Source organism: Cypionkella sp. TWP1-2-1b2 (assembly GCF_049896245.1).
In the GTDB taxonomy this organism is placed as follows: Bacteria; Pseudomonadota; Alphaproteobacteria; order Rhodobacterales; family Rhodobacteraceae; genus Cypionkella.
Genome location: NZ_JAFCTX010000015.1, coordinates 73,789 through 99,875, shown reverse-complemented (window position 1 = coordinate 99,875; position 26,087 = coordinate 73,789). Strand labels below are relative to the sequence as shown.

The following is a 26,087-nucleotide window of genomic DNA, read 5'->3' as shown; positions in this document are numbered from 1 at the left end:
GACTCTACCTATCACAAATCCATCAACAACCGACGCGGATCCTCAAGCGCTTCCTTCACCCGCACAAGGAACGTCACCGCGCCCTTACCGTCCACAACCCGGTGATCGTAGGACAAAGCCAGATACATCATCGGGCGGATCACGATTTGACCTGCGACCACGACCGGGCGATCCTGGATTTTGTGCATCCCCAGAATCCCCGATTGCGGCGGGTTCAGGATTGGCGAGGACATCAGCGAGCCGTAGACGCCGCCGTTCGAGATGGTGAACGAACCGCCCTGCATCTCAGCCATCGACAGCTTGCCATCGCGGGCGCGCAGGCCGAGTTCCGAGATTTTCTTCTCAATCGCGGCAAAGCCCATCTGGTCGGCATCGCGCACCACCGGCACCACAAGGCCGTTCGGTGTGCCAACCGCGACGCCCATATGGACGTAGTTTTTGTAAACCACGTCTTGACCGTCAATCTCGGCGTTCACTTCCGGGATTTCTTTCAAAGCATGGGTGCAGGCTTTGACGAAGAACGACATGAAGCCGAGTTTGACGCCGTGCTTTTTCTCAAAGATGTCTTTGTATTCATTGCGCAAAGACATGATGCCGGACATATCCACCTCGTTATAGGTGGTCAGCATCGCGGCGGTATTCTGCGCGTCTTTCAAGCGGCGCGCGATGGTGGCGCGCAGCCGGGTCATCTTGACGCGTTCCTCGCGGGCGGCATCATCGGCGGGCACCGGAGCGCGTGGAATCGCGGCTACTGCAGGGGCAGCGGTGATCGGGGCGGCGCTGGCTGTGCGCGCCACGTCTTCCTTCATCACCCGGCCATCGCGGCCCGTGCCTTGGACCTGATCGGCCGACAGACCCGCTTCGGCCATGGCTTTCTTGGCGGAAGGCGCGTTTTCAACGTCGCGCGGCGTCAGCACTTCGGGGCCAGCACCGGGCGATCCTACGGTGGCAGCTGCGACCGATTTCGGCTCCTCAGCTTTCGCGGGGATCGGGGCTGCGGTTGCCGTGCCAGCGGCCCCTTCGGTCACAATCGCCAACCGCGCATTGGCGGCGACGGTGGTGCCTTCGGGGGCAAGGATTTCGGCCAGCACGCCTGCCACCGGGGACGGCACTTCGACGGACACTTTATCCGTCTCCAACTCGCACAACATCTCGTCCAGTTTCACCACATCGCCCGGCTTTTTGAACCAAGTCGATACAGTGGCTTCCGAGACGCTTTCGCCCAGTGAGGGCACCATTACATCGGTCATCTTATTCTCCTGCGCGGGCGGTGGTGGGCGACGGGCCGCCAAGCGCCTCATTCACCAAGGTTTGCTGTTCGTATTTGTGTTTCGATGCCAGACCCGTGGCAGGCGAGGCCGAAGCCGCGCGGCCAGCATAGCGGGGCCGGGTGTTGGTTGCACCGATATTGGTCAAAAGCGCCTCTAGTTCAGGCTCAATGTGCGACCAAGCGCCCATGTTCTTCGGTTCTTCCTGGCACCAGACCCATTCCGCGCCCTTGAACCGCGAAAGTTCAGCGGTCAGCGATTGCTTCGGCACCGGATAAAGCTGTTCGACCCGTAGCAAATAGGTGTCGGTCAGCCCGCGCGCATCTCGTTCGGCCAAAAGGTCGTAGTAGACCTTGCCGGAACACAGCACGACGCGCTTGATGCCATCATCGGCGTTCAGCTTGGTTTCCGAATGGCCCTTTTGCGCATCATCCCACAGCACGCGGTGGAAGTAGCTGCCTTCGGTGAAATCCGACGCATCCGAGATTGCCATCGGGTGACGTAGCAGACTTTTTGGCGTCATCAGAATCAACGGCTTGCGGAAGTCACGGTGCATCTGGCGGCGCAGGATGTGGAAATAGTTCGAGGGCGTGGTGCAGTTTGCCACGATCCAGTTGTCATGCGCCGACATCTGCAAGAACCGCTCCAACCGGGCCGAGGAGTGTTCCGGCCCTTGGCCTTCATAACCATGCGGCAGCAGACAGACGAGGCCGGACATCCGCAGCCATTTGCTTTCACCCGAGTTGATGAACTGGTCGAACATGATCTGCGCGCCATTGGCGAAATCACCAAACTGCGCTTCCCACATCGTCAGCGCATTGGGTTCGGACAGCGAATAGCCGTATTCAAACCCCAAAACTGCATATTCCGAAAGCATGGAATCGATCACTTCATACCGCGCCTGACCGGGACGAATGTGGTTCAGCGGGTAATGGCGTTCCTCGGTGGTCTGATCGACAAAAGCCGAATGACGCTGGCTGAAGGTGCCACGGGTGCAATCCTGCCCCGATAGCCGCACCGGGAAACCTTCGACTTGCAAGGACCCAAAGGCCAAAGCCTCTGCCGTGGCCCAATCGAAACCGGTGCCGGTCTCAAACATCTTTTTCTTGGCTTCCAACTGCCGCGCGACGGTTTTGTGAATGTCAAAACCTTCAGGGATGCGGGTCAAAGCCGCGCCAACTTCGGCCAATGTCTCGGGCTTGATCCAGGTATCGCCGCGCTGATAATTGTCGAGGTCTTTGGTTTTCATCGACTTCCAGCGACCATCCAGCCAATCGGCCTTGTTGGGCTTATAGTCTTTGCCGACCTCAAATTCCTCATTCAGACGGGCCTGGAACGCCGCCTTCATATCCTCAATCTCACCTTCCGGGATCAGCCCATCGGCCACCAGACGGTCGGTATACAGCTGCAACGTGGTTTTTTGCTTGCGGATCGTGGTGTACATTGCCGGGTTGGTGAACATCGGCTCATCGCCTTCGTTGTGACCAAAGCGGCGGTAGCAGAAGATGTCGAGCACCACATCCTTGTGGAAGGTCTGGCGGAATTCGGTGGCGACTTTCGCGGCATGTACAACGGCTTCCGGGTCGTCGCCGTTGACATGGAAGATCGGCGCTTCCACCATCAGCGCAATGTCGGTGGGGTAGGGGCTGGAGCGGCTGTAGGCCGGGGCGGTGGTGAAACCGATCTGGTTGTTGACGATGATATGGATGGTCCCGCCAGTGCGGTGGCCCTTCAGACCCGACAGACCAAAGCATTCCGCGATAACGCCCTGACCCGCGAAGGCCGCGTCGCCGTGCAGCAATACGGGCAGCACTTGGCTGCGCTCGGTATCGCCAAAGTGGTCCTGCTTAGCGCGGACCTTGCCCAGCACCACCGGGTTCACGGCCTCCAGGTGGCTTGGGTTGGCGGTCAGCGACAAATGGACCGTGTTGCCGTCAAAGGTGCGGTCGCTTGAGGCACCAAGGTGATATTTCACATCGCCCGAGCCATCAACATCTTCGGGCTTATAGCTGCCGCCCTGAAATTCGTTGAAAATCGCGCGGTAGGGTTTTTGCAGCACGTTCGACAGCACGTTCAGGCGGCCCCGGTGTGGCATCCCGAAAATCACCTCACGCACCCCCATCGCACCGCCGCGCTTGATGATCGCCTCCATCGCCGGGATCAGCGCCTCGGCGCCGTCCAGACCAAAGCGCTTGGTGCCCATGTATTTGACATGGAGGAACTTCTCATAGCCCTCGGCCTCAACCAGCTTGTTCAGGATCGCCTTGCGGCCCTCACGGGTGAAGGCGATTTCCTTGCCGTAACCCTCAATCCGCTCTTTCAGCCAAGCCGCCTGCGCTGGGTCGGAAATATGCATGAACTGCAACGCAAACGTGCCGCAATAGGTGCGCTTCACGATGTCGATGATCTGCCGCATCGAGGCCACGTCCAGCCCCAGCACGTTGTCGATGAAGATCGGGCGATCCATATCGGCTTCTTCAAAACCATAGGACGCTGGATCGAGTTCGGGGTGGTTGCCGCGGTCGGTCATGCCCAGCGGATCAAGATCGGCAGCAAGGTGGCCGCGAATACGGTAGGCGCGGATGATCATGATGGCGCGGATGCTATCCAGCACCGCACGCTGCACCTGAGCGTCCGACAGCGAAACGCCCTTTTCCTCCGCTTTCTCGGTGATCTTCTTGCCCGCACCCTTCGGCTCCGCTGCCGCAGGCCATTCGCCCGTCATCGCCCCGGTCGTATCATCCGAAGGCGTCGGCGGCCAATCGGCGCGGGCCCACGACGGGCCAGTGGCCTGCCGCTTGGCGTCCATCTCAGGCTCGGACAGCGAGCGGAAAAAGTCCGCCCATTGCGCATCGACCGAAGCCGGATCGGCGGCGTAACTTGCGGCCAGTTGGTCAATATAATCCGCATTCGCGCCTTGCAGAAAGCTGGAGGCGTGGAATTGGCTGTTGGGGGATTGTTCGGTCATGGGGTTACCTCAAGGGGATTGGGACCGTAGTGGTTGGAACCGGGCATGGAGGAGATGAGCATCGTCCCGATGACGGTGGCCGCCAAATTTAGTGAGACGATGATAGCAAACAGATAGAGCGGGATGAACAGCACAAGCGCGATCCATGCAACGAGCAACGCTATGCCGCCCAGTACAGCGACTGCGCCGACGATGAACCAGTAAACCGCCTGATAACCCACCCATAGCATGACAAACGGCATGAAAGGATGAAGCGCATCCTGGCCTGACTCGCCAACATCTTGAAGACGGCGCGACATGGCGGCCAGTAGCGGCAGGCTCAGCATAATTAAGACAGCGACCCGCCAAATGCCCCAAAAGTCCATGTTGAACCAAGACATTTGCAGGCCGCCGATCAAAGGCGGTACGAAGCCAAAAGGCGCAAACCACCAGAACTCAGGGCGAGAGGCTCGCCCCGAGAATTGGAAAGACTTGGCAAAACCAGTCCTGATGGCCTGTGCCGGTCCCAAAGCTAACTCCTCTGGCGTGGGTTTTGCCCGCTATATTGGCTTGTCATCTTTTGTCCCGTCTTAGCGTTCGAGGGTGGCAATGGTGAAACTGCAATCGGCGTTGTTCATGGTGCCGGTGGCCCTGTGCACTTCCGAAATCTGACCAATGCGGTCCAGGCTGTAGTTCAGCGTCATCTTGTGGCTGCCGTCCGGCTGTAACGGCCCCAGGATTACATCGATCAAACGCACTTTGTCCTCGCCGTCATGGCTGCCGATACGCGCTTGCAGGGCGGTTTGCACAGGTCGATCGTAGCCTTGCTGCATGACCTGACAATGCAGCCCCTGTGCGCGCTCTTCTGCGGTGAACTGCTTGCCGCCAAACGCCGTCGGATCGGCCATGCTGGCAAAGACCAAATAGCCTATGCCCGCACCAAACAGGATCACCAAAAAAAACACAGCGCGCAGCATCCCAGTCCCTTACTTGCCAATCGCTTGCAGCACGGCCTCGCCCAAAGTCGCCGGGCTGTCGGCCACGATGATGCCGGCCATTTTCATCGCCTCGATCTTCGATTGTGCGTCGCCCTTGCCGCCTGCCACGATGGCACCGGCATGGCCCATGCGGCGGCCAGCCGGGGCGGTGCGGCCGGCGATAAAGCCAGCGGTGGGTTTCCAACGGCCGCGTTTCTTCTCATCCGCCAAAAACTGCGCTGCGTCTTCTTCCGCAGCGCCGCCGATTTCACCGATCATGATGATCGAATGGGTGTCGGGGTCGGCGAGGAACATCTCAAGGATATCAATATGTTCCGAACCTTTGATCGGATCGCCCCCAATGCCGACAGCCGAGCTCTGGCCCAAGCCCACATCGGTGGTCTGCTTGACAGCCTCATAGGTCAGCGTGCCAGAGCGCGACACAACCCCGACCGAACCGCGCGAGAAAATGCTGCCCGGCATGATGCCGATCTTGCATTCGCCGGGGGTCATCACACCGGGGCAGTTCGGCCCGATCAGACGGGATTTTGAATTGATCAGCGCGCGCTTGACCTTCATCATATCCAGCACCGGGATGCCTTCGGTGATGCAAACGATCAATTCCATCTCGGCATCAATCGCCTCAAGGATGCTGTCTGCCGCAAACGGCGGCGGCACATAGATCACGCTCGCATTCGCACCCGTCACCGCGCGGGCCTCATGCACGCTATCAAACACCGGCAGGTTCAGGTGGCTGGAGCCGCCCTTGCCGGGCGTGACACCGCCGACCATCTTGGTGCCGTAAGCAATGGCCTGTTCGGAGTGGAACGTGCCTTGGCTGCCAGTGAAGCCTTGGCAGATGACGCGAGTGTTAGAGTTTACAAGAACGGCCATGGTTTTTCTCCGTAGGGCGGGGTTCACCCCGCCATTGGTTGCAGCGCAGGCGGGGTGAACCCCGCCCTACGGTTTATCCTTTGACGGCTTTCACGATCTTCTGTGCGGCATCGCTCAAATTATCCGCAGCGATCACGTTCAGGCCCGAGTTGCGGATGATGTCTTTGCCGAGTTCCACATTGGTGCCTTCCAACCGCACCACCAAGGGCACTTTCAGCCCAACTTCTTTCACCGCTGCAATCACGCCTTCGGCGATGATGTCGCAGCGCATGATGCCGCCGAAAATGTTAACGAGAATGCCTTTGACCTGCGGGTCAGAGGTGATGATCTTGAACGCTTCGGTGACTTTTTCTTTCGTGGCACCGCCACCAACGTCAAGAAAGTTGGCAGGCTCGGCCCCGTACAGTTTGATGATGTCCATCGTCGCCATCGCCAGACCCGCGCCGTTGACCATACAGCCGATCTCGCCATCCAAGGCGATGTAGTTCAGATCAAACTTGCTGGCCGCGAGTTCCTTCGGGTCTTCCTCCGTCTCATCCCGAAGCGCAGCAATATCGGGGTGGCGATACATCGCGTTGCCGTCAAAGCTCATCTTCGCGTCAAGCAATTTCAGATTGCCATCGGTCATCACCACCAGCGGGTTGATCTCCAGCATATCCATATCTTTTTCGACGAACAGACGATACAGGTTCTTCACGATGCCAACGCATTGCTTGACTTGGTTACCCTCCAGCCCCAGCGCGAAAGCGACGCGGCGGCCGTGGAAATCGGAATAGCCAGTGGCCGGATCGACGTCGAACGAGATGATCTTGTCGGGCGTGTTATGCGCCACGTCTTCAATCGACATGCCGCCTTCGGTGGACACCACAAAGGAAATCCGGCTGCTTTGGCGGTCAATCAGCATGGCGAGGTAAAGTTCACGCGCAATGTCGCTGCCGTCTTCGATATAGATGCGGTTGACCTGTTTGCCAGCAGGCCCGGTCTGCACTGTCACCAAAGTGCGGCCCAGCATCTGGCGGGCAAATTCCGCCGCCTCACCCACCGAACGCGCCAGACGCACGCCGCCTTTTTCGCCAGCCTCGGCTTCCTTGAAATGGCCCTTGCCACGGCCCCCTGCGTGGATTTGCGCCTTGACCACCCACAAAGGGCCATCGAGTTCGCCCGCCGCAGACTTGGCTTCTTCGGCCTTGGTCACGGCGCGGCCATCAGATACCGGAATGCCGTAGCTGCGCAGCAGCGCCTTGGCTTGGTATTCATGGATGTTCATGGATTTGTCCCATCAGCTTTGATTTGCAGGCGGTGTGGCATAAATATGGGCATTAGGAAAACCCGAATTAGAGGGTATCGGCAGAAAACCGACATTTGTGATCACACGCAAAAAAATTGTGATCACATGAAGGGATTCCTTAAGTTTTTCAGGGCTTGCCGTTGGCGCTAACGCCCGGCATTGTTCACGCACAGGTGTAAATCGGGATGGCAACAGTTCAATGAAACCAACTTGGGCAGTGGTTACAACCGTGGATGAGCCTAGCGCGCTGGTGGCGGCTTTCGCTGCGCATCATCTCGCTCAGGGCGCCTGTAAAGTGCATCTGTTCCTGGATAAGCCCGACCCAGAAGCCCAAGCGATGCTGACAAAGCTGCCGGGCTGTGAGGTGACTGTTTGTGATGCGGCGTATTGGGCCACGTCCAAGCGGGGGGCGCGTCCCGGGCAGCACACCAATCGGCAGGTGCAGAATGCGCGGCGGGTTTATGCGGCCTGCGATGCCGATTGGCTGCTGCATTGCGACGGTGACGAATTTATTCGCGATGGCAATGCTTTGCGCGCGGAACTTGAAACGGCCCCGGCGCGGGCGATGTATATGCGCTTGCTGGTCGCCGAGCGGGTCTATCCCAAGGGCGCTGTGGGGGAGACGATTTTTTCGGGTATTTTTCGCCACGAGGTGCCGGAATATAGTCGCAATGGTGCTACGGTTTACGGCGAGATGCAGGATTTTTTCCACTTTGGCTTGACCGGGCACAAGGCGGGTAAAGCGTTGGTACGGGTCGGGGCTGGCATGGAAATGGGGCTGCACGCGCCGACAGGCAAGCCAGTGCATCGGCCGATTTTGACCACGCGGATGTTGCATTTTGATGGGCTGACGCGGTTGCATTTCACCCTGAAATTGCTGCGCCGGGCCAATGAGCCGCCGAGTTACGCCAGCAACCGCCACGGCGAGGCGCGTACCACGCAGTTTTTGTCGATGTGTGAGGCGATGGCAGAGCCAGAGATGCGCGCGGCCTTGGTGGCGGTGCTGAAAGAGTTGGAGCCTGATCAGATCAGGCAGTTGCGGCGCTTCGGTGCTTTGGACGAGACAGGCTTTGATCCACGCCCGGTTTTGGCCGCAGCGGGCCTTGCGCCGGATCTGTCAGAGGCGGCGTTTGATGCCAGTTTGCGCCAGCGCTATGCTGGATTTTTGCGGCAATATGCGCCGGATTTGTCCTAGTGTTCAGTGTGAAAAAATAACGAAAGCGGTTATCGGACCAAGCCTGCACAACGCTGTTAGTGGCCAAATACGTCACCAAAGTTTCAGTTGTACAGTTAGACCACAATATGTTGTGGCTAGGATAGCAAGGTGACACAATCGTTTCCCCGCTGGGAAAAGTGCAAATCCGCGAAAGGCTGGTCGGTCAGAAAAAAATCCTGGGCGGGCAGATAGAACGCAAACCGCTTCAGTTCAGATAGAACGACAGCATCATCGCTTCGCCACCCATCATCTGCTCAAACGCGCTCCAGTTTTGTGCACTGACAACGGGGCCCTTTTCCAGATAGGGCACGGCAGCCCAGCCTTGAATCCAGCCTGCCAGATCGGCGGGGCGCGGATCGGTAAAGACCTTGGCGATATTCACGCCCGCCGCCCCCTCTTGCCGCCAATAGGGCGCGAGTTTGCTGCCGTTCAGCAGCCCTTCGGCATCGCCCAGCACCGACAGCCACACCGCTCCGGTGCCCGGCGGCAGGGTCACGCCCAAGGCTGATTGCTGTTTGTCATTCGGCAGCCATTCGGCGGCGTTATCGGTCTCCTGCGCCACTTCGGCCCAGAAGCGGCGGTTGTCGGCGATCATCGCTAGGAAATGCTGATGCGCACTGGTCATCCGGGCGGCATCGGGGGCTTGTTGCAGCGTGGCGATCAGGATGGCGATCAGATCGACCTCGTCCAGTCCGCCACTGGCATCGCCGAGAAAGCTGGGCGCGGTGCCACCAAGGCTGACCATCTTGTCGCGGGCGGCGATGATGCGGGTGATCGGCTCGGTCGGATCATAGGCCAGAACCAGATCGGCCACACCCTGCAACAAATGTGTGTAGGCCGAAAGCCAAGCTGCATCCGCGGCGTCGAATTGCACCACCGGGGCGGGGGTGGCGGGGTCGCGGCTGTCCCATTGCCAACCCAGCAGCATCGGGCCCAGCACCGCCATCGCATCCTCGCCAATGTCGCGGGTGTGGTTGGCATTGATGTCAAACCACAGATCGGCAAAGTTGATCTCTAGTGTGAAATCAGAGTGTTCGGCGATCTCGGCCAGTGGTGCGCGGGCCTGCTCCAGCTTACCATCCATGGTGCGGAACAGATCGGCAATCATCGCAGGCTGGAAGGCGGCGTGGCGGGGGTTATCCGCCAGCGGCAGACGCAGGAACGGCAGCATCCCGGTGCGGTCGGTCATTCCTGCTGCGTAACGCAGTTGCAACGCGGCCTCGACAGCGCCCAGAAACCGCACGCCGCCAAGCGCAAAACGGTCGGCATCTGTCGGCGCAGGCAGAGCAGCCAGCCGCGTCTCGGTGGTGCGCAGCCCCTTGCTGCCAATCTCGGCGGAAAGGGTTTCGGCGTGCAGCGGGGTGGTCATGCACAGCAGCAGGGCAAGCAGAATACGCATGGCAATCTCCACTCGGATTTGGCGCAGGGTGCGCCGGGCGGTCTGCGATGGCAACTGCGGGATTCCAGACCCTAGACCGGGGTGGCCACGAACAACACCTGCCCGCGCGGCAAACGGGTTTGGTGTTGATCCACCGCGAAGCCCGAGGCGCGGGTCAGCTGCAGCACGTCCTCGGCCAGCATATGATAGGGCGCGCGGGTATCGTGCGTCACCACGCCATCGGGTTGTTTGACCGCAAGCAGGCTGGCGCTGGCATCGGGGGCGAGGAAGGTGGTGAACATCAGCTTTTGCAAGGCCGGAAAGCGGGCGCGGATTTGGATCAGCGCGCGGCGCAGGTGATTGGCAGGCAGATGGGTGAACACCGCAAAGGCGATGGCATGGGTGATGGTGTCGGGCACACTTGGGAAGTTGAAATTGCTGTCCTCAATCAGATGGCTCGGCGAGAGACGGGATCTATCCGCAATTTCCGTCTCGTAACCGCGTTTGAGCAGCGCGCCGGACAGATCGGTCGCCCAATAGTGGCCGGGGGTCAGGTATTGCACCGCCTTGCAGCCCAGCCGCAGCGACCCCGCGCCGATGTCGAGCAAACGGTGCTCCGGTTGCAACCCTGCCCCGCGCAGAAGTTCCATCTGGATTTTGCCCGTCTCCTCCCAGCGTCCGCCAACGATGTCGCGGTGACGGCCTTTTGCAAGGGCATCAGCGTAGAAATCCGGGGCATGATAGGGCGAGATGTGCTGGGCCATGGGGTTTCTTGCCACAAACGCCGGGGGTTTCCCACCCCCGGACCCGGCCCCCGTACCCCCACCCCCGGACCCGTGAGATATTTCCGCGCAGAGGATGAAAACCTGAATTAAGGTTTAGGCTTAGCCGCTTCTTGCACAAGAGCGAGGCAGAACGCTGTGGCTTGGCCCATATCCTGCACCGAAATCCACTCCAGCGGGCCATGAATATCCTGCATCCCGGTGAACAGATTGGGGCAGGGCACACCCATCTCGGTTAGGCGCGAGCCATCGGTGCCGCCGCGGATCGGCACAGAGACCGGCTCGATCCCCAGACTGCGGGCGGCGTTGCGGGCAAGCTCAACCGGGGTCATGTCTTTTTCCAGCCAATAGCGCATGTTGCGGTATTGCGGCTTGATCACACAGGTGATTTCAGCGCGCGGTTCGGTGGCGGCGACGGCAGCGCAGACCTGTTGCAGCAGCGCGCCTTTGGCGGCGAGGCCATCGCGTTCAAAGTCGCGCAGGATGAATTTGAGGATCATTTCCGAGGAGCCGCCGCTCATATCGGTGGCGTGGATGAAACCGTCGCGGTCGGAGGTGGTTTCCGGGGTGAGCGTGGCATGCGGCAGGGTCTGGATGATCTTCGCGGCGAGGTGGATGGCGTTGACGAGTTTATCCTTGGCCAGGCCGGGATGGATCGACACGCCTTTGATGGTGACGACTGCCGCATCGGCGGAGAACGACTCATACTCGATCTCGCCCACTGCCCCTCCGTCGAAGGTGTAGGCGAAGTCGGCGGCAAGATCTTTGGGTAGGCTGGAATGGACGCCGCGACCGATTTCCTCATCGGGGGTGAAGGCCAGGCGCAGGGTGGGGTGCGGGATCTCGGGGTTGGCGAGCAGGTGGCGGGCGGCGGTCATCAGGATCGCGACGCCAGCTTTATCGTCGGCCCCCAGCAGGGTGAGACCCGAGGCGGTGATGATGTCGTGGCCTTGTTTGGTGCCGAGGTAGGGGTTGTGATCTGGGGTAAGGCTGAGGCTCGGGTCGTCGGGGAAGCTGACAGCACCGCCGTTGTAGCCGCGGATCACCCGGGGTTTGACGCCGGTGGCGTTGAATTGTGGGGCGGTGTCGATATGGGCGAGCAGGCCGACGGTCGGGCCGGGGACGGTGCCGGGGATGGTGGCGAGGACGGTGCCGTAGGGGGTGAGTTGCACGTCCGACGCGCCGATTTCTTTGAGCTCGGTCTCCAGCAGCCGCAGGATGGTCAGCTGGATTTCGGTGGAGGGCGAGGTTTCCGACGTGTCGCTCGATTGGCTGTCGAGGCTGGCATAGCGGATCAGGCGGGATTCAAGTTCGGCGTGGAAATCGGTCATACTGGCCTCCGGGGGTTTGAGGGGAGTTGTGCGGAGGGGGCATGGCGTGTCAAGGGGATTTCGGGGTGGTCCCAACTCGGGACCTTTTTAGTGTGTTTAGAATCAATGGGTTGGGGTGGTTGAATTAAGGGTTTGTTAAGGATTGAGTGGGGAAGATGGGGGTTTCACACCCCCACGGCTATTGGCACAGGGCCAATAGCCTTCCCCCGTGGAGTATTTGGGCCAATGTGAACGGGGAGAGAAATTTGAAATATTGGGCGGTCATATCGGGGTGTCGGCAAAGGGTTCTGCAACGGCCTGATGTGCATCTTCATAAATCACATAGCCGATGCGTTCGGTGCGCAAGATTGCAATCGGATAGCCGTTTTCCATCAACATTGCGGTAAGATCATGCGCATGTGCAAGCATTTCAAGCGCATCCGCCTTAAACCAACTCGGGCCCTTCGCGACATCGCTGCGCCATGCCCCCTTTGAATTTGACCGGGTAAACTTTGTCGGGATGGCAAGGTTTTCTCGAAACCAAGCCAAGTGGTCTTCAAGGATCGCCGAGCTGTGCCGGTCATTGGTTCGGACGGAGCGCATTTCGTAAGCAGCATTCAGAAAGCCGGCGCGGGCGGCCATGAACTTGATTTTGTTTGGTCGAACGAAGCGCAGAAACATTCACAACCGGAACTTTGAATGCGTGGTTGCGCGTTTTTGACGGAGAGATGAGGCGATTTTACGGGGCTTATTGCGGGTGTGTGTCGGAAAAAAATGTGGGACTTGCGGTATACTCGAATAGGCAGGATACCGGGAGAACGCAAAATGCGCGCCCTTTTCAAGGCGCGCATTTGAGGGTGCTGCGTGAAATTACGCAGCCTACCGTGCCGACTATGGCTTACGCCAGCGACGGATCAATCGCTTTGCAGGCGGCGACAAGGCCCTTCACCGCATCCACCGATTTCTCGAACATCGCTTGCTCGTCGGCGGTCATCTTGATGTCCACGATACGCTCAATCCCGCCTGCGCCGATCACGGTGGGGACGCCGACATACATGCCGGTTAGGCCCAACGCTCCGTCAACGTAGGCGGCGCAGGGCAGCAGGCGCTTTTGGTCTTTCAGGTAGGCTTCGGCCATCTCGATGGCGGAGGTCGCCGGGGCGTAGAAGGCGGAGCCGGTTTTCAGCAGGCCGACGATTTCCGCGCCGCCGTCGCGGGTGCGCTGGATGATGCCGTCGAGTTTCTCTTGCGTGGTCCAGCCCATCGCGACCAGATCGGGCAGCGGGATGCCGCCGACGGTCGAATAGCGCGCCAAGGGCACCATGGTGTCGCCGTGGCCGCCCAGCACAAAGGCGGTGACGTCGCGCATCGAGACGCCGAATTCAACGCTCAGGAAGTGTCGGAAGCGGGCGCTATCCAGCACGCCCGCCATGCCGACGACCATGTGATGCGGCAGGCCGGAGAATTCGCGCAACGCCCAGACCATCGCATCAAGCGGGTTGGTGATGCAGATCACGAAGGCGTTCGGGGCATGAGCTTTCAGGCCTTCGCCAACCGCTTTCATCACTTTCAGGTTGATGCCCAGCAGGTCATCGCGGCTCATCCCCGGTTTGCGGGGCACGCCTGCGGTGACGATGCAGACGTCGGCTCCGGCGATATCGGCGTAGGAATTGGCACCCTTGAGGCTGGCATCAAAGCCTGCCGAGGGGCCGGATTGCGCGATATCCAGCGCTTTGCCTTGCGGGGTGCCCTCGGCAATATCAAACAGAATGATGTCGCCAAGTTCTTTGATGGCGGCGAGATGGGCGAGCGTGCCACCGATCTGACCTGCGCCGATCAGCGCGATTTTTGGGCGTGCCATTTGAGTCTCCGAAGGGTTTGTATACTGTGGTATGCTAAACCCGTTTGGCCTTTGAATGCAAGCTGCTGCACTGCGGCAGGCTAAGCTGCTGGCCTGCCTTGACTGTTTGCGCTAAACGGGCGCTGGCAGCTTTGGCTTCGGCGATAAGCTTGCGATTCACGGCCGCCGGGATCGGCAACGCGGTGATCATGGGTGATTCCGCAGGCAGGGGAAAGAGCCATGATGGATGGATTTGCGTTTTGGGCGCTGGCGGTGTTTGCCTCGGTGTTTGTCGGCATGGGCAAGGGCGGTTTGCCGGTGGTGGGGATGCTGTCTGTGCCGGTGTTGGCTCTGGTGCCGGGGATTTCTCCGGTGACGGCGGCGGGGCTGCTGTTGCCGCTGTATGTGGTGTCCGACATGTTCGGGCTTTACGCCTATCGCCATGCGTTTAACGCCCGCGTGCTGGCGATTTTGCTGCCAGCGGCGACTTTGGGGGTGGCGATTGGCTATTTCACCGCAACTTTGGTGTCAGAGGCTTGGGTGACAGTGCTGATCGGGGTAATCGGTGTGGTGTTCGCGCTGAACCTGTTGATCAAGCGGCAGATGATCATCGAGCCTGCGCGGGCCAAGCTGGCACCGGGCATTTTCTGGGGGGCTGTGACCGGGTTCACCAGTTTCGTCAGCCATTCCGGCGGGCCACCCTATCAGGTTTACACCATGCCGTTGGGCCTAAACAAAGCGGTGTTTGCGGGCACTTCGACGATTGCGTTTGCCTATATCAATGCGATCAAGCTGATCCCGTATTACATGTTGGGGCAGATCAATTTGGCCAGCCTTGAGAAGGTGTTGGTGCTGATGCCGATTGCGGCGATTTCGGTTTTTGTCGGAGTGCGGCTGGTGAAATGGTTGCCGGAGCGGTTGTTTTTTCAGCTGGTGACCTGGGCGCTGTTGCTGGTGTCGATCAAGCTGATCTGGGACGGGTATAAGGCCCTCTGAGCCGGGGCGGCTTGGGCTGCGTGGGCGGCGAGGATCAGGCCTGCGAAGCCAAGCGACAAAGCGAAGAAGGTCTTTTCCATTGTGGTCTCCGGTTGGGGTTAGGGCTTAGGCTGCGCGGAAGATGCGAGGAAAGTGTTAAGGCCGCGCGCGGCTTTTTCTGCACTGCGGCATTTCTGGACTTGCTGAAAGTGGCGAAATAGGGCCTTTTGGCGCAATATTGTTGCTGGAGAGAATCATGACCCCCATCCCGTCGGGCCGCCCGTTCCGATCTGTGCTGTATATTCCGGGCTCGAAAGCGCGGGCACTGGAGAAGGCGCGCAGCCTTGCGGCGGATGCGATCATCTTCGATCTGGAGGATGCGGTGGCCCCGGAGGAGAAGGCGCTCGCGCGGGAGGTTTTGGCGCAGGCTTTGGCTGAGGGCGGCTATGGCCATCGGGCGCGCATTGTGCGGATCAACGGGTTGGATACCCCATGGGGGGTCGAAGATTTGGCGGTGTTTGCGGCGCATCCCGGGGTGGAGGCTGTGCTGATCCCCAAGGTGAACCGGGCGGCGGATCTGGACGCGGCTGAGGCTGTGACGGCCAAGCCATTGTGGGCGATGATGGAAACCGCGCTGGGCATGTTGAACGCGGCCGAGATTGCCGCACATCCGAAGCTGGCCGGCATGGTGATGGGCACCAATGATCTGGGCAAGGAATTGGGCGCTCGGTATCGGGCGGATCGGTTGCCGCTGCAGGCAGGGTTGGGCTTGTGTCTGCTGGCGGCCAAGGCCTATGGCCGGGTGATTGTCGATGGCGTCTATAATGCGTTCAAGGATGAGGCGGGGCTGCGCGCGGAATCTGTGCAGGGCCGCGACATGGGCTTTGACGGCAAAACCCTGATCCACCCGGCGCAGCTTGAGATTGCCAATGCGGCTTTTGCGCCGTCGGTGGCCGAGTTGGACCTCGCCCGCCGTCAGATTGCGGCGTTCACTGCGGCCACGGCGGCGGGGCAGGGCGTGGCGGTTGTGGATGGAAAGATTGTTGAAAACCTGCATATCGTCACCGCACAGGCGGTTCTAGGGAAGGCCCAGATGATAGCCGCGCTGTCTGCATGAGGTTTTGGCGATGATCTGGCTGATTTTGGGACTGGCGCTATGGATGGGCGCGCATTTTTTCAAACGTTTCGCACCGAATATGCGGGCCGGGATGGGCGACAAGGGCAAACTTTTGGTCACGGTCTTGTCGCTGGCGGGCATCGTGCTGATGGTCGTAGGCTACCGCGCAGCGGAGTGGGTTTCGGTTTACACGCCGCTGCCGGGGATGGGGCATGCCAATAACAGTTTGATGTTGGTGTCTTTGTATCTGTTCGGGGTCGGCGGGACCAAGGGCGTTTTGTATCCGAAAATCCGGCATCCGATGCTGTGGGGCGTGGTGATTTGGGCGGGGGCGCATTTGCTGGTCAACGGCGATCAGGCGTCACTGGTGCTGTTTGGCGGCATGGCGCTTTGGGCGCTGGCCGAGATGGTGCTGATCAACCGCGCCGAGGCTTGGGTGGCCCCGACAAATGGGCGCGGCATCAAGGGCGATGCGATGAATTTGGTCGGCACTGTGCTGCTGCTGGGGGTGATTGCGCTGATCCACGCATGGCTGGGGCATCCGGTGTTTATGGGCACCTATTCCTGATGCAGCTGTATCGGTTTTTGTCTGACGACGACACGTCTGCGTTTTGCCACAAGGTGAGCTTGGCGCTGAGCAAGGGTTGGGTGCTGCATGGCGGGCCGACTTACGGGTTTGACGCCAGCCGGGCCGTGATGCGCTGCGGGCAGGCGGTGGTGAAGGATGTGCCGGGGGCCTATGACCCCGGGATAAAGCTGGGTGAGGCTTAGGGCTTGCGGGTGCGGCGGGGTGAACCCCGCCCTACCCCCCTTGGGCGAGGCATAAGGCGCGGTGCGTGAAATCACGCACTCTGCCGGGGAGATTGATGTGATCAAGACCAATGCGGGGCGGTTCTTTGAGGATTACCGGCTGGGCGATGTGATCGTGCATGCGGTGCCGCGGACGGTGAAGATGGGGGAGCGCGCGCTCTATCATGCGCTCTACCCGGCGCGGCATGCTTTGTATTCCAGCGATATTTTTGCCCAGGAGTGTGGTCTGCCGTTCAGCCCCTTGGATGATCTGATCGGCTTCCATGTGGTGTTCGGCAAGACCGTGCCGGATGTGTCGCTGAATGCGATTGCAAACCTTGGCTATGCCGAGGGGCGCTGGCTGCGGCCGGTGTGGCCGGGGGATACTTTGCGCTCGGAAAGCACGGTGATCGGGGTTAAGGAAAATTCCAACGGGCAATCGGGCGTGGTGTATGTGCGCACTGTCGGGCTGAACCAGCATGATGAGACGGTGCTGGAATATGTCCGTTGGGTTATGGTGAAAAAGCGCGATTTTGGCGCAGCGGCCCCGGTGACGGTGGTGCCAAAGCTGGCATCGGTGGTGGAGCCTGCGGCACTGGTGATCCCGCAGGGACTTGATTTTAGCGGCTATAATTTTGCGCTGGCTGGCGAGCCGCACCGGATGCGCGATTATACGGTGGGCGAGGTGATTGACCATGTTGACGGCGTCACCATCGAGGAAGCCGAGCATATGCTGGCCACAAGGCTGTGGCAGAACACCGCCAAGGTGCATTTTGACGCCACCCAGCGCCCGGATGGCAAGCGGTTGATCTATGGCGGGCATGTGATTTCTTTGGCGCGGGCTTTGTCGTTCAATGGGTTGGCCAATGCGCAGATGTTGGTGGCACTGAACGGCGGTGTCCATGCCAATCCGTGCTTTGCGGGCGATACGGTGCGGGCATGGTCGGAAGTGTTGGATAGGGTCGAAACCGATGCCAAGGAAGTCGGCGCGATCCGGCTGCGACTGGTGGCGACGCGCGGGGCGGCGGGGGCTTTGCGCGGTGCGGATGGCAAGTATCTGCCCGAGGTGCTGCTTGATTTGGACTATTGGGCGCTGATGCCGGTTTAGCGTTTGTCTGCTGGCGGTTGCCTGAATGGGCGGACCGTGGCAGGTTGGCGAAAAATCGGGGGGATCATGCGGCAATTTCTATGGGCGGCCTTGCTATGTGCAGCGGCTGCAAGTGCCACGGCGCAGACGGTGTTTCAGTTTCCCGAGGATGAGGAAGAATCCGCCTTCATCGCCAATGAGGTGATCGCGACCTTCTATCACGAATTGGGCCACGCGATGATCGACGTGCTGCAACTGCCGGTTTTGGGCAAGGAAGAAGACGCGGCGGATCATCTGTCGGTGATCTTGATGAATGACATCTGGGAGGAGGAGGCTGCGGCGAATATCCTTGCCAGCGATGCCACGGCCTATGCTTTGCAGGCCGATCAGCGCGCAGCGGGCGGTGAGGAGCCGTCGTATTCCGACGAACACAGCATGGATATGCAGCGCTATTATTCGGTGGTTTGTCTGTTCTACGGTGCCAACCCCGAGGCGCGGCAGGGTCTTGCAGATGAATTGGGTCTGCCGCCAGAACGGGCAGAGCGCTGCCCGGATGAATGGCAGGCGGCGGCGGGGTCTTGGGATGCGGTGCTGGCGGATGCGACTCCGGGGGGTGATAATGTCGGGCTGGTGATGCAGCCGGGGCAAGAAGGCCAACCGCTTGCCGATCTGATCGCCGAAGAGGTTGCAGGCATCAACGCGCGCTACGGCCTGCCGCTGCAGGTGAGCGTAGTGGTGACCGATTGTGGCGAGGCGAACGCTTTTTACAGCCCCAGCGAGCAAACTATTACGATCTGCAACGAATATGCCCAGAACCTGCAAGCGATGTGGGAAGCCTCGCCAGATTGACGGACTTTGTGATCACGCGATTTTTCCATGTGATCACAAAGCCAAAAAACTGCGCCTGATAGCGAAAACATTGTGCAGTTGCAGCGTGGTTTGGGGTGACATGCGTGATATAAGCGCTATTGAAGAACAAAGCCGCGCAGCCGCCAGGTGAAACTTCTTGGGCAGTCCTGATGCGGATCAAGAAAGATCAGAGGAAGGCAACCGTTATGGCCGAGAACAAACGGGTCGTCGAACGCCCACTTTCGCCGTTTATGATCGGCCCCTACTATCGCGTACAACTGACCTCGGTGACCTCGATCCTGACCCGGATCACCGGCAACGGGCTGATCGTCGGTGTGATGCTGGCGGTGTGGTGGCTGTTTGCGGCGGCGGTATCGCCCGAATACTTCGCAGTGGCGAACCGTGTGGCGACAAGTTGGTTTGGCGATCTGGTGTTCACCTGTTCGGCTTGGGCGGTGTGGTATCACTATCTGTCTGGCCTGCGGCATCTCTATTTCGATGCAGGCCACGGGCTAGAGATTGCCATTGCTGAAAAGCTGGGCTGGGGCATCATCGCGGGGTCGTTCCTGTTTACTATCATCACCATTCTGATCGTGTAAGGGGCTGAATATGCGTTATCTTACCGCGCGCAAACGGGCAATCGGTCGTGGGGCTTCCCACACTGGCACGGCGCATCATTGGTCGATGACCCTCTCATCGGTCGCACTGGCTTTCCTTGTTCCGACTTGGGTTTATATCGTGGGTCATGCGCTGGGCCAGGATTACGAGGCGGTGCGGGCGACGTTTGCGCGCCCGTTTACTTCGATCCTGACGGCTTTGGTTTTGGTGGTGGGGATGCGGCATTTCGCGATGGGGGCCACGATGATGATTGAAGATTATGTGCATGGCACCGCGCGCAAACTGTCGATCATGTTTGTGATCTCGCTTTCCACCGTGATTGCGGCGACGGGGCTGTATGCCCTTGTGCGCATTGCGCTTTAAGGGGCTGATATGACTGCTTATCCGTATGAAGTGCATGACTATGATGTGGTCGTGGTGGGTGCTGGTGGTGCGGGTTTGCGCGCGACTTTGGGCATGGCCGAGCAGGGGTTGCGCACCGCTTGCGTGACCAAAGTGTTCCCGACCCGCTCGCATACCGTGGCGGCACAGGGCGGGATCGCTGCCAGCTTGGGCAATATGGGCCCGGATTCTTGGCAATGGCATATGTATGACACGGTGAAGGGCAGCGATTGGCTGGGCGACACCGATGCGATGGAATATCTGGCGCGCGAGGCCCCGAAAGCGGTTTACGAGCTGGAGCATTACGGGGTTCCATTCTCGCGCACCGAGGAAGGCAAGATTTACCAGCGCCCGTTTGGCGGCCATACCACCGAATACGGTGAAGGCCCGCCGGTGCAGCGCACTTGCGCCGCCGCCGACCGCACAGGCCACGCGATTTTGCACACGCTCTATGGGCAGAGCCTGAAGAACAATGCCGAGTTCTTTATCGAATATTTCGCGATTGATCTGATCATGACCGAGGGTCGCTGCACCGGTGTGGTGGCGTGGAAATTGGACGATGGCACGATCCATGTGTTCAACGCCAAGATGACGGTTTTGGCAACGGGTGGTTACGGGCGGGCGTATTTCAGCGCGACTTCGGCGCATACCTGCACCGGCGATGGCGGTGGCATGGTCGCCCGCGCCGGGTTGCCGTTGCAGGATATGGAATTCGTGCAGTTTCACCCGACCGGGATTTACGGCTCGGGCTGCCTGATCACCGAAGGCGCGCGCGGCGAGGGCGGCTATCTGACCAACTCGGAAGGCGAGCGGTTCATGGAGCGTTATGCGCCGCATTATAAAGACCTTGCGCCGCGGGATTATGTGTCGCGCTGCATGACGATTGAAATTCGCGAAGGCCGGGGGGTGGGGCCGAACAAAGACCACATCCACTTGAACCTGAACCATTTGCCGCCAGAAACCCTAGCTTTGCGTCTGCCGGGGATTTCGGAAAGCGCGCGGATTTTTGCGGGCGTCGATCTGCTGAAAGAGCCGATCCCGGTGCTGCCGACGGTGCATTACAACATGGGCGGGATTCCGACGAATTATCACGGTGAAGTGCTGAACCCGACGCATGACAATCCCGATGCCACGGTGCCGGGGCTGATGGCGGTGGGCGAGGCGGGCTGTGCTTCGGTGCATGGCGCGAACCGTTTGGGCTCGAACAGCTTGATTGACCTCGTGGTGTTTGGCCGGGCGGCGGCGATCCGCGCGGGCGAGATTGTGAACCCGAAGGAACGCGCGGCGGATGTGAACCGGGCCGAGGTTGACCGCGCTTTGGGGCGGTTTGATGCAACGCGGCAGGCCAATGGCGCGGTGCCGACCGCCGATCTGCGGTTGGAGATGCAAAAGACCATGCAGGCCGATGCGGCGGTGTTCCGCACCGACAAGACCCTTGGCGAAGGGGTTGCGAAGATGACCGCGATTGCGGGCAAGATGGGCGATATCAAGGTGACAGACCGCTCGATGGTGTGGAACTCTGATCTGATGGAAACGCTGGAACTTCAGAACCTTATGCCAAATGCCCTCGCCACCATCTACGGCGCGCACGCCCGCACCGAAAGCCGGGGTGCCCATGCGCATGAAGATTACGCCACGCGCAATGACGCCGATTGGCGCAAGCACACGCTGGCTTGGGTTGACGGAAATTCCGTGCGGCTAGACTATCGCCCGGTGCATACAGCGCCGCTGACCAGTGAAGCCGATGGCGGGATTTCGTTGAAGAAGATCGCTCCGGCTGAAAGGAAGTTCTGATGCGTGGCGCAGCGCTGCTGATCATGTTGGCTCTGGCGGGATGCGTCGACACTGGTGCCGCGTCGCAGCCGTCGGTGACGGTGGTGGAGCAATGCAGCGCCGAGTCAGGCTTTACCGCGCGGGCGGCGGCGCTGCATGCATCCGGTGTGCAGGGCGATATTCCCGGCACGCCGAAAGAACTGGCGGCGATCAATGCTTGCGTGAAAGCGAAGGCTTCGGCGGCTTCTGGTGTGGGCGGCAGAAGGGTGGTTGTAGAAACCCAAGGCAGCAGCGGCCCGATGAGCGTTGAAACCTATACCTCTGGGGTGTCCGTGCCTAAATCTGCGGCCCCACCTGCACCAACCGGACACCGCGCTTGCCGCAATACCTTTACCGGAGGAGATGGCTATGCCTGTTTGCCGATTTAACGCGCTGAGCGCGCTGGTGGCGTTTGGTCTGCTTGCCGCCTGCTATCCGCAGGTTTTGGCGGATAAGGCGATGCGGCGGACGGCGGAGACGGTGGTGCGCCCGGTGATGGCGCGGGAATTGCCGGGCAATATGGCGGAGGCTGCGACGCAATGCGTGCTTGATGCCGCAGGGACGGATGAAATCCAGGCTTTGGCGCGGGATGTGGGCGTTGAGGCGGGCACGTTGACGGTGCAGAATATCCGTAACCTTGCCACAAGGCCCACTGCCGCGGCCTGTTTCGCACGCAATGGCGTGCCGCCGTTGAAAGGGTAAGTGGTGCGCCCGACCCTAGCTCTGCTCGCCCTGTTGCCGCTGATCGCCTGCGGACCAATTCCGGTTGCGCAGGCCGAGCGCGAGTGTTTTGAGCGCGCCCGTCTGGCCGAGCATCCGCGCGGCGAGGTAGGGGTGGGGATCGGCTCGGATGGTCGCAGCCATACCTTCGGCGAGATCACCTTCAGCAATGATTACCTGCAAGGCAAAGACCCTGATCAGGTTTACCAAAATTGCGTCTATCACCGCTCGGGTGAGATGCCGACGCGTCCCTATAGCAGCATTCCCGCCAGCCGGTATTGACGCGGAAGTTAAGAAAAGGTCTGTCAGATGGTTCAATTCACCCTGCCGAAAAACTCGAAAATCCGCACCGGCAAGACCTGGCCGAAGCCTGCGGGTGCGAACGTGCGCAAGTTCCAGATTTATCGCTGGACCCCGGATGATGGTGAAAATCCACGCGTTGACACCTATTTCGTCGATATGGACACTTGCGGCCCGATGGTGCTGGATGCGCTGATCAAGATCAAGAATGAGATCGACCCGACGCTGACCTTCCGCCGTTCCTGCCGCGAGGGGATTTGTGGGTCTTGTGCGATGAACATCGACGGCATCAACACCTTGGCCTGTATCTACGGCTTGGACGAGGTGCGCGGCGATGTGAAAATCTATCCGCTGCCGCATATGCCGGTGGTGAAGGATCTGATCCCCGACCTCACGCATTTCTACGCCCAGCATGCCAGCATCATGCCGTGGCTGGAAACCAAGACCAACAAACCCGCAAAGGAATGGCGGCAGTCGATTGACGACCGCGCGAAACTGGACGGGGTTTATGAATGTGTGATGTGCGCTTGTTGCAGCACGTCTTGCCCAAGCTACTGGTGGAATGGCGACAAATATCTGGGGCCAGCGGCCTTGCTGCACGCCTACCGCTGGATCATCGACAGCCGTGATGAGGCGACGGGCGCGCGGCTTGATGATCTGGAAGACCCGTTCAAGCTCTATCGCTGCCATACCATTATGAACTGCACCAAGACCTGCCCGAAGGGGTTGAACCCGGCCAAGGCGATTGCCGAGATCAAGAAGATGATGGTCGATCGGGTGGTGTAAGGGCTTCGTCGGCGTTTGATAATTACAAACGGCGTGCCCGTATGGCGCGCCTTTTTGCGATGGTGCTGGCCTGTGGTTTGGGGCTGATCATCGGCCTGCCGCTGCTACGCGAACGCGCGCGTGTCTTCCCCTGCATCTGGACACCGGGGCAGTGCCGTTCAACCGATGCCTAGGCGCAGGATTTCTTTTCTGGGCTGACCCCGATTGCCGAACCTGTAGCCAGCAGGCGATTCTCGGAAGGCGTGGTGCAGAGCAATCTGAACGGCTTTGATTGCACCTATGCCATCGTGGCGTTGGATCAGCGCGCGCCTGTCATTCCGCCCGGACGCTGCAGACCGGCACGCCGGATATGGATTGGGGCAATGGTTGGCGGGCGGTGACGGTGTTAACCGAGAAAGAGAATGAAGACCTGCGCAGCTTGCTGGCGGTCTGTGGTGGCAACTGGCCCGTCACGCTGCAAAAGCAGTTGGCCGAGGCGCTGGCGAACCGGCAGATGCTGATCTCGGGGCGGGCACCGTATCGGCAGGTCAATCTTTACCTGCCGCCCGAAGCAGGGGTGGGGTTGGCGGCGCGGATTCGCTTTGGCGATTAGGCGGGTTTACCTGTCGGCAATCGCCAGCAAAGCAGCTTGGGTTTCCGTGGAAAAGCTTTCAAAGCCCTCGGTCAGATCATGCAGATCATCGACGATCTGGGAAATCTCGGCGCGCTCGGGTGCGGTGAAATCCGGCCCGGTTTTGGTCATGCCGGCGATGGTGCGCGAGGTTTGCGGCCCGACCGCATAGGTCCAGCCATTGTGCAGCCCATGCGCCAGCGCATCACGAATGACGCATTGCGGGTCTTGATCGGTGAGGTCCGCCCAGTTGACAGCACCTGTACGGGTCAGCCCCCAATGCACGACCGGGTCACTGAGCATGAAGCCGCGCTCGCTGTAATGGTCAATCCACGCCTGATCATAGGTTCTGTACAAGATCGTCGGGCGCGTGTACCGAATATGGGCCGCCAGAGCAAAACCACTGTCACAGAGCGCCCGCAGCCGGGTCAACCGATCTGAAACGGAGTCTACCTTAGTCATATCGTTCACGATCACTCACCCTTTGGATGCTAGAGGTTGCGAATTACACTTTATCCGGGCAATATCCACGCGGCGAGGCTATGACGTGGTAGAGTCCTCGACAACTGTTTTGAGCATATGACACTTCTGCAGGCAATGAAAAATCAGATCGAACATATAGCCCCGGCGGGTTCTTATGTCGCTTTGCGGGTTGGGTTCTCATTTCCTGAGGAGGAGATGAACAATCTGCCTGACATATGGGTGGAGTTTTACACAACCCATGGGCTAGTTGTGCAGGACCCGGCGATGCGCTGGGTCTATGGCAATGTAGGTGGCATCCGATTCTCGGAAATGGCCGCGACCGACCCGCATCAGGTGCGCGCCCATGCCGCAGTGTTCGGCTTGGGCCACGGTGCTGCGGTGTCGGTGATGACGCCACGCGACAAGGGCAGACGCAGCTATGGGCTGTTTTTCCGCGATGACCGCGACTTTGAAGATTCCGAGATGGAGGGGCTGCTGCGAATCATGCAGCAGCTGCACGCGGGCCCGGAGGATGAGAAAAGCCTGACAAATGCCGAGGTTGAGGCGCTGAAACTGCAATCCGAGGGCTTGCGGCTGAAACAAATCGCCGCGCGTCTGGGAATTTCGGAAAGCGCTGTTAAAGCCCGGCTGAATAACGTCAAGCGTAAGTTGGGCGCGCGGACACAATCCCAAGCGGCTTCGATCGCCGCCGCGCGGCGGATTCTTTAAGCGCCACTGATAATCCAGCAAATTTTAACCATTCCGACAGTCGCGCTAAATTTGCGGACTGTCGGCAAATACAACTTCCGGGGTATTGTCGCTGTATCAGAAACGATTCAGCATGTTTAGGAGTACCCTATGGACAATATCCGCTTCGATTTTTCCGATTTCCATCGTTATGGCTCGGCGTTTTACGATTTTCTTGCATTGCGTAAGCAGGTGTTTGTCGACCAACTCGGCTGGGATGTGCCGCATAATGCCAAGGTGGAAATGGATCAATATGACACCCCGGTCGCGCATTATTCGCTGGTTTTAAGACACGGCCAGGTTGTGGGCGGCGCGCGCGCTATGGCCACCACGGCCACTTGGGGCGCGCATACTTATATGCTGCGCGACGCCTATTCCGGCAAGCTGCCGCACATCCCGTCGCATGTCATGTCGGTGGAAATTGCGACGCCAAATGTCTGGGAATGTACCCGGTTGGTGATCTCGGATGCGCTGACGACGGCGGCAGAGCGCACTGAATGTCTGACCTTGATTGTGGATGGTTTGGTGGAAATCACCCGCGCGCAAGGTGGTGAGGAGCTGATTTGCCTGTCGTCACTGACGCTGATGCGGGCTTTGCGCCAGATCGGCTATGAGGTGTCGCGCTTGGGCGATACGTACCGCAATGATGAAGATGGACGGCAATATGCGGTGCTGCGGATGCCGGCCGAGTTTTCGCGGGCGCGGCAGTTGCGGGTGGCGCCGTCCCCTTCCCAAGCCACCGTTTGCGGGCAGAGCCGAGCTTCTTGCAGGGTGCGACGGCTTAGGCCATGCTGGGAGTGATGAAAAGGAAGCCCTATGCCGTTGTTATTGCTGGTTCTGCTGGTGTCGGTGTTTGTCTACGCTTGGGCAGCACGCCGCAACTCGACGCTAACGCGCGACTGCCGCTGGCGGTTGGATCGGCGGGCAGGCCACA

The 26,087-nt window shown here is 59.8% G+C and carries 30 protein-coding genes and 1 pseudogene; 18 read left to right on the top strand and 13 right to left on the bottom strand.

Going from position 1 to position 26,087, the window contains the following annotated elements:
* Positions 1-11 precede the first annotated feature (11 nt).
* The 6 genes and pseudogenes from odhB to sucC all read right to left on the bottom strand — a co-directional run.
* A pseudogene (odhB, locus tag ACP7AP_RS12075) lies at positions 12-1,265 on the bottom strand (2-oxoglutarate dehydrogenase complex dihydrolipoyllysine-residue succinyltransferase); the annotation flags it as partial.
* Positions 1,252-4,236, bottom strand: a complete 2,985-nt coding sequence (locus ACP7AP_RS12070) for a 2-oxoglutarate dehydrogenase E1 component (protein ID WP_426034454.1) — start codon at positions 4,234-4,236, stop codon at positions 1,252-1,254. The pseudogene odhB and the gene ACP7AP_RS12070, both read right to left, overlap by 14 nt.
* Positions 4,233-4,745, bottom strand: coding sequence for a DUF805 domain-containing protein (locus tag ACP7AP_RS12065; protein ID WP_426034453.1), 513 nt, complete (start codon positions 4,743-4,745; stop codon positions 4,233-4,235). Before ACP7AP_RS12065 ends, ACP7AP_RS12070 begins: the two co-directional genes overlap by 4 nt.
* Positions 4,746-4,805: 60 nt before the next feature.
* Positions 4,806-5,192 carry a hypothetical protein gene (locus ACP7AP_RS12060; protein ID WP_426034452.1) on the bottom strand — a complete coding sequence of 129 codons (387 nt, stop codon included), beginning with the start codon at positions 5,190-5,192 and terminating at the stop codon, positions 4,806-4,808.
* Positions 5,193-5,201: 9 nt separating this feature from the next.
* Entirely contained in the window at positions 5,202-6,086 is an 885-nt protein-coding gene (gene sucD / locus ACP7AP_RS12055) for a succinate--CoA ligase subunit alpha (RefSeq protein ID WP_426034451.1), read from the bottom strand.
* A 73-nt stretch (positions 6,087-6,159) separates the two neighbouring features.
* Positions 6,160-7,353 (bottom strand): ADP-forming succinate--CoA ligase subunit beta, encoded by a 1,194-nt coding sequence (gene sucC, locus ACP7AP_RS12050; protein WP_426034450.1) that lies wholly within the window; start codon positions 7,351-7,353, stop codon positions 6,160-6,162.
* A gap of 250 nt (positions 7,354-7,603) precedes the next feature.
* Between sucC and ACP7AP_RS12045 the strand changes: the two genes are divergently transcribed.
* Complete coding sequence (locus ACP7AP_RS12045; protein ID WP_426034449.1) at positions 7,604-8,569, top strand: glycosyltransferase family 2 protein; 966 nt, start codon at positions 7,604-7,606, stop codon at positions 8,567-8,569.
* A 226-nt stretch (positions 8,570-8,795) separates the two neighbouring features.
* On the opposite strand, the gene ACP7AP_RS12040 is transcribed toward ACP7AP_RS12045, so the two are convergent.
* From ACP7AP_RS12040 to ACP7AP_RS12015, 6 genes are all read right to left on the bottom strand, one after another.
* Positions 8,796-9,989, bottom strand: coding sequence for a hypothetical protein (locus ACP7AP_RS12040; RefSeq protein ID WP_426034448.1), 1,194 nt, complete (start codon positions 9,987-9,989; stop codon positions 8,796-8,798).
* 71 nt (positions 9,990-10,060) lie between these two features.
* Positions 10,061-10,732, bottom strand: coding sequence for a class I SAM-dependent methyltransferase (locus ACP7AP_RS12035; protein ID WP_426034447.1), 672 nt, complete (start codon positions 10,730-10,732; stop codon positions 10,061-10,063).
* Positions 10,733-10,839: 107 nt separating this feature from the next.
* Positions 10,840-12,081: a peptidase T gene (pepT, locus tag ACP7AP_RS12030; protein WP_426034446.1), complete on the bottom strand. Its 1,242-nt coding sequence runs from the start codon at positions 12,079-12,081 to the stop codon at positions 10,840-10,842.
* A gap of 261 nt (positions 12,082-12,342) precedes the next feature.
* Positions 12,343-12,741, bottom strand: coding sequence for a hypothetical protein (locus ACP7AP_RS12025; protein ID WP_426034445.1), 399 nt, complete (start codon positions 12,739-12,741; stop codon positions 12,343-12,345).
* A 217-nt stretch (positions 12,742-12,958) separates the two neighbouring features.
* Positions 12,959-13,921, bottom strand: coding sequence for a malate dehydrogenase (gene mdh, locus ACP7AP_RS12020; RefSeq protein ID WP_426034444.1), 963 nt, complete (start codon positions 13,919-13,921; stop codon positions 12,959-12,961).
* Between the two features lie 34 nt (positions 13,922-13,955).
* On the bottom strand, positions 13,956-14,111 hold the full coding sequence (locus tag ACP7AP_RS12015; RefSeq protein WP_426034443.1) for a hypothetical protein: 156 nt from the start codon (positions 14,109-14,111) through the stop codon (positions 13,956-13,958).
* Positions 14,112-14,143: 32 nt separating this feature from the next.
* On the opposite strand from ACP7AP_RS12015, the gene ACP7AP_RS12010 reads away from it, so the two are divergent.
* The 15 genes from ACP7AP_RS12010 (at position 14,144) to ACP7AP_RS11940 (ending at position 23,926) form a co-directional block, all read left to right on the top strand.
* Positions 14,144-14,896: a sulfite exporter TauE/SafE family protein gene (locus tag ACP7AP_RS12010; protein WP_426034467.1), complete on the top strand. Its 753-nt coding sequence runs from the start codon at positions 14,144-14,146 to the stop codon at positions 14,894-14,896.
* Between the two features lie 235 nt (positions 14,897-15,131).
* Positions 15,132-15,992 (top strand): HpcH/HpaI aldolase/citrate lyase family protein, encoded by an 861-nt coding sequence (locus ACP7AP_RS12005; protein ID WP_426034442.1) that lies wholly within the window; start codon positions 15,132-15,134, stop codon positions 15,990-15,992.
* 10 nt (positions 15,993-16,002) lie between these two features.
* Positions 16,003-16,560 carry an NnrU family protein gene (locus tag ACP7AP_RS12000; protein WP_426034441.1) on the top strand — a complete coding sequence of 186 codons (558 nt, stop codon included), beginning with the start codon at positions 16,003-16,005 and terminating at the stop codon, positions 16,558-16,560.
* The gene (locus ACP7AP_RS11995) at positions 16,560-16,763 is read left to right on the top strand and encodes a DUF1737 domain-containing protein (RefSeq protein WP_426034440.1); all 204 of its coding nucleotides are present in this window, start codon (positions 16,560-16,562) and stop codon (positions 16,761-16,763) included. Before ACP7AP_RS12000 ends, ACP7AP_RS11995 begins: the two co-directional genes overlap by 1 nt.
* Before the next feature lie 97 nt (positions 16,764-16,860).
* Positions 16,861-17,889 (top strand): MaoC family dehydratase, encoded by a 1,029-nt coding sequence (locus ACP7AP_RS11990; RefSeq protein WP_426034466.1) that lies wholly within the window; start codon positions 16,861-16,863, stop codon positions 17,887-17,889.
* Between the two features lie 66 nt (positions 17,890-17,955).
* Entirely contained in the window at positions 17,956-18,717 is a 762-nt protein-coding gene (locus ACP7AP_RS11985; protein WP_426034439.1) for a DUF4344 domain-containing metallopeptidase, read from the top strand.
* Positions 18,718-18,923: 206 nt separating this feature from the next.
* Positions 18,924-19,316, top strand: coding sequence for a succinate dehydrogenase, cytochrome b556 subunit (sdhC, locus tag ACP7AP_RS11980; RefSeq protein ID WP_426034438.1), 393 nt, complete (start codon positions 18,924-18,926; stop codon positions 19,314-19,316).
* Between the two features lie 10 nt (positions 19,317-19,326).
* Positions 19,327-19,698, top strand: a complete 372-nt coding sequence (gene sdhD / locus ACP7AP_RS11975) for a succinate dehydrogenase, hydrophobic membrane anchor protein (RefSeq protein ID WP_426034437.1) — start codon at positions 19,327-19,329, stop codon at positions 19,696-19,698.
* 9 nt (positions 19,699-19,707) lie between these two features.
* On the top strand, positions 19,708-21,510 hold the full coding sequence (gene sdhA, locus ACP7AP_RS11970; RefSeq protein ID WP_426034436.1) for a succinate dehydrogenase flavoprotein subunit: 1,803 nt from the start codon (positions 19,708-19,710) through the stop codon (positions 21,508-21,510).
* A complete protein-coding gene (locus tag ACP7AP_RS11965) occupies positions 21,510-21,917 on the top strand; it encodes a hypothetical protein (RefSeq protein ID WP_426034435.1) in 408 nt (135 codons plus the stop codon). Before sdhA ends, ACP7AP_RS11965 begins: the two co-directional genes overlap by 1 nt.
* Positions 21,898-22,230 (top strand): hypothetical protein, encoded by a 333-nt coding sequence (locus ACP7AP_RS11960; RefSeq protein WP_426034434.1) that lies wholly within the window; start codon positions 21,898-21,900, stop codon positions 22,228-22,230. Before ACP7AP_RS11965 ends, ACP7AP_RS11960 begins: the two co-directional genes overlap by 20 nt.
* A 3-nt stretch (positions 22,231-22,233) precedes the next feature.
* The gene (locus tag ACP7AP_RS11955) at positions 22,234-22,530 is read left to right on the top strand and encodes a hypothetical protein (RefSeq protein ID WP_426034433.1); all 297 of its coding nucleotides are present in this window, start codon (positions 22,234-22,236) and stop codon (positions 22,528-22,530) included.
* Positions 22,531-22,557: 27 nt separating this feature from the next.
* Positions 22,558-23,334 (top strand): succinate dehydrogenase iron-sulfur subunit, encoded by a 777-nt coding sequence (locus ACP7AP_RS11950; protein ID WP_426034432.1) that lies wholly within the window; start codon positions 22,558-22,560, stop codon positions 23,332-23,334.
* Positions 23,335-23,375: 41 nt separating this feature from the next.
* Positions 23,376-23,507 (top strand): hypothetical protein, encoded by a 132-nt coding sequence (locus ACP7AP_RS11945; RefSeq protein ID WP_426034431.1) that lies wholly within the window; start codon positions 23,376-23,378, stop codon positions 23,505-23,507.
* 98 nt (positions 23,508-23,605) lie between these two features.
* A complete protein-coding gene (locus ACP7AP_RS11940; RefSeq protein WP_426034430.1) occupies positions 23,606-23,926 on the top strand; it encodes a hypothetical protein in 321 nt (106 codons plus the stop codon).
* A 6-nt stretch (positions 23,927-23,932) separates the two neighbouring features.
* Here ACP7AP_RS11940 and ACP7AP_RS11935 read toward each other — a convergent pair whose 3' ends face one another.
* The gene (locus ACP7AP_RS11935; RefSeq protein ID WP_426034465.1) at positions 23,933-24,406 is read right to left on the bottom strand and encodes an autoinducer binding domain-containing protein; all 474 of its coding nucleotides are present in this window, start codon (positions 24,404-24,406) and stop codon (positions 23,933-23,935) included.
* 216 nt (positions 24,407-24,622) lie between these two features.
* Here ACP7AP_RS11935 and ACP7AP_RS11930 point away from each other — a divergent pair, with 216 nt between their 5' ends.
* Complete coding sequence (locus ACP7AP_RS11930) at positions 24,623-25,135, top strand: helix-turn-helix transcriptional regulator (protein ID WP_426034429.1); 513 nt, start codon at positions 24,623-24,625, stop codon at positions 25,133-25,135.
* 129 nt (positions 25,136-25,264) lie between these two features.
* Positions 25,265-25,954 carry an acyl-homoserine-lactone synthase gene (locus ACP7AP_RS11925; RefSeq protein WP_426034428.1) on the top strand — a complete coding sequence of 230 codons (690 nt, stop codon included), beginning with the start codon at positions 25,265-25,267 and terminating at the stop codon, positions 25,952-25,954.
* Positions 25,955-26,087: the final 133 nt, after the last annotated feature.